The sequence below is a fragment of the Planktothrix sp. FACHB-1355 genome, from assembly GCF_014748295.1.
In the GTDB taxonomy this organism is placed as follows: domain Bacteria; phylum Cyanobacteriota; class Cyanobacteriia; order Cyanobacteriales; family Aerosakkonemataceae; genus Aerosakkonema; species Aerosakkonema funiforme_A.
Window position 1 is genome coordinate 1 of sequence record NZ_JACJUP010001127.1, and the last position, 2,285, is coordinate 2,285.

4 protein-coding genes are annotated in these 2,285 nt (G+C 40.4%); 1 reads left to right on the forward strand and 3 read right to left on the reverse strand.

The window, feature by feature from the left end; all coding sequences use genetic code 11:
* The 3 genes from H6S82_RS29785 to H6S82_RS29795 form a co-directional block, all read right to left on the reverse strand.
* A partial coding sequence (locus H6S82_RS29785; protein ID WP_191057217.1) for a ThiF family adenylyltransferase occupies nucleotides 1–845 on the reverse strand: 845 nt, incomplete at its 3' end.
* Nucleotides 845–1,270 (reverse strand): ubiquitin-conjugating enzyme E2, encoded by a 426-nt coding sequence (locus tag H6S82_RS29790; RefSeq protein ID WP_190468701.1) that lies wholly within the window; start codon nucleotides 1,268–1,270, stop codon nucleotides 845–847. The genes H6S82_RS29785 and H6S82_RS29790, both read right to left, overlap by 1 nt.
* Before the next feature lie 11 nt (nucleotides 1,271–1,281).
* Entirely contained in the window at nucleotides 1,282–1,506 is a 225-nt protein-coding gene (locus tag H6S82_RS29795) for a hypothetical protein (protein ID WP_190468698.1), read from the reverse strand.
* Between the two features lie 239 nt (nucleotides 1,507–1,745).
* Here H6S82_RS29795 and H6S82_RS29800 point away from each other — a divergent pair, with 239 nt between their 5' ends.
* Nucleotides 1,746–2,270, forward strand: coding sequence for a DNA-binding response regulator (locus H6S82_RS29800; protein WP_242057161.1), 525 nt, complete (start codon nucleotides 1,746–1,748; stop codon nucleotides 2,268–2,270).
* Nucleotides 2,271–2,285: the final 15 nt, after the last annotated feature.

The window sequence follows — 2,285 nt, forward strand, 5'->3', positions numbered from 1 at the left end:
CCCTGTAGGTGAGATTGCTCTGTGCAGTTACATACTTTTTGAGGTTTCAAAAGCATCTGCTTTGCCTCAAAATGGCTCCGGAATATGCCTTTTGCAGGTCTATTGGCATACACAATCCAGTTACTTTTCAGCCGAGGCATTAACACTGTTGACTCTTGCAATAGGATAGACAGAGCCATGCGAACTTGAATCAAAGCAATCATTTGAATATCAATCGATAGTCCTGATGCACGAAATTTCCGTTCCTCAACCCCATAAATTCTGTGCTGCTCTTCTCCGGTAAGTCCTAAAGCATCATCAGACAGGTTAATGTGATTAAGTTCAGAGTACAGCTGTAAGCATCTGTAGCAACCAGTCTGATCTGGAATATAGCCGAAAACTTCACCTCCTATACCTGTACGAAACACCGAAGCTGTTACAAAAGGAATTCTCGCTACTACACATTGGTCGCTCACAAACTCTCTGACACTCTTCTTATCTGAACAAGAAAGCACCAGATCTGAACGACGCACTGACTCAATAAACTTGGTGGAGTTCATCACATCTTCTGCAAAAGCTTCAACCTCTGCATTTGGATTTCGGTCTTCTATCCACTCCTTCTGGATATCTACTTTAAGTTTCCCCAGGTCTTTACGCATTCGAGGATGCTTCACAAGGTTCTCAGTTCCCAAAGTATCTGGATCGTAAAGTTCCCAAATGCGAATGCCATTCATTACAAGGTGATCGCAGGCTGGTGTACCACCACTACCCAAACCAACAATAGTGATACGCTTATCAGCAAACTGTTCTGGATTTAGCAGGTAGGTTATCCGGTCAAAATCAAGTAAAGAATTTTGCTCTTTCATTAGTGTTCTTGCTGTTTTCCAGGCCAGCGCCCAGTACGTTTCCAAACATCATATTTATTGACCCATATTGCAGCCTTTGCTACCATAAATGCTAAAGAGTAGCTTGAAGACCATTGCTCAGGCTTCATAACACATAAATCACCGTCTTTATACCTATGAGGACAAGCAGACTCAATCGTTGTTTCCGGCAACTTTATATTTGGCATAGTGTATGGGTAGTCTTCAGGAACTTCTATTTTGACGTAGTAAGAATTCCCGTCTGCTGTCGTCAAATACCCTTGTACAGAGGTCACAATTCCTTTTGAGCCTTTAAAGACAAACTGTGAAAAGTAGCGTTTTATCTTCTCACTTTCAACTGCCATCCTGGGTCTGGATAAATCAGCCCCCATAAATAATAGTCCGCGATTAGTAGCAATATTGGTCATTGTTAATTACCTCAGTACTCAGCCTTTTGATCGCGCAAAGCTACTCCTTTTGAAGATAGAGAGGGATTGTAGGGATGAACCTTACCATCTGAGTCAATCTCTACAAACTCATCTTCTTCTTGATCTTTAAAGGCTCTATCTGCCATGTTTCCAATGGCTTTTCCAAGACCGCCAGCAGCAGCACTGAAAAAGTTATCAGCGGCATTTCCTAGTATGTCTTCTAAATCACTTGACATTTTATAAACCTCTGAAAAACAGCTTTTTTTACGCAAAACATCGGTATTTTTTACAAAACTTTACATTCATTCCCTTATCGCTGTTTAGCTTTGAGTATTTTTACTTAGTAAAGTAGCCTTTGACCAAGCACAAGCTTATGAGCTATACCGATGCTAAACTAGCCACAACTAACTGTCTGCTAACAAACACTATAATTTTTGGTTAGCATTACACTATCAACTTACCCAAAACCCTTGCCATGTCTAACGATGAGATGTTTGCCGAGGCTGCAAATAACTGGGATTTAGAAAGGCTATACCGAGATTTGGCGGAAGCTAAGCACAAATGCGCTCCTCGCGCTAGAAAGGGACTAACTGAGCGGGAAAAGCTTTATCTGCGGGGATTGCTGTGCGGCTACAGTCCGGCTGAAATGGCTCGCAAACTATTGCAAAGTCCGAAGGGTGTGGAAGTTTATGTTTGCAAAACTTTATACCAATACTTTAAAAGTATGCCAGATGTACCTAACGAAAAGGTAGGAAATTGGAGAAATATTAATAATTTTCTGGAAGGTGCGGGATATAAAAGTCAAACTAAGTCTTCTGTTAAATCTAAATTAAATTATTCTTTGCCTTTAGAGCCATTAGTAAAGATACTTAATGTAGGTTTTGAAGAAACGAATGGAAATACAATATCAATTGATATTAATATTCGATTAGCGTTTCCTTCTGATGCAGAATCTCAAAGAACGGAAGATATGGGAGAGAGCGATCGCACTATTAAATGATGAAAGTAAAGGTGC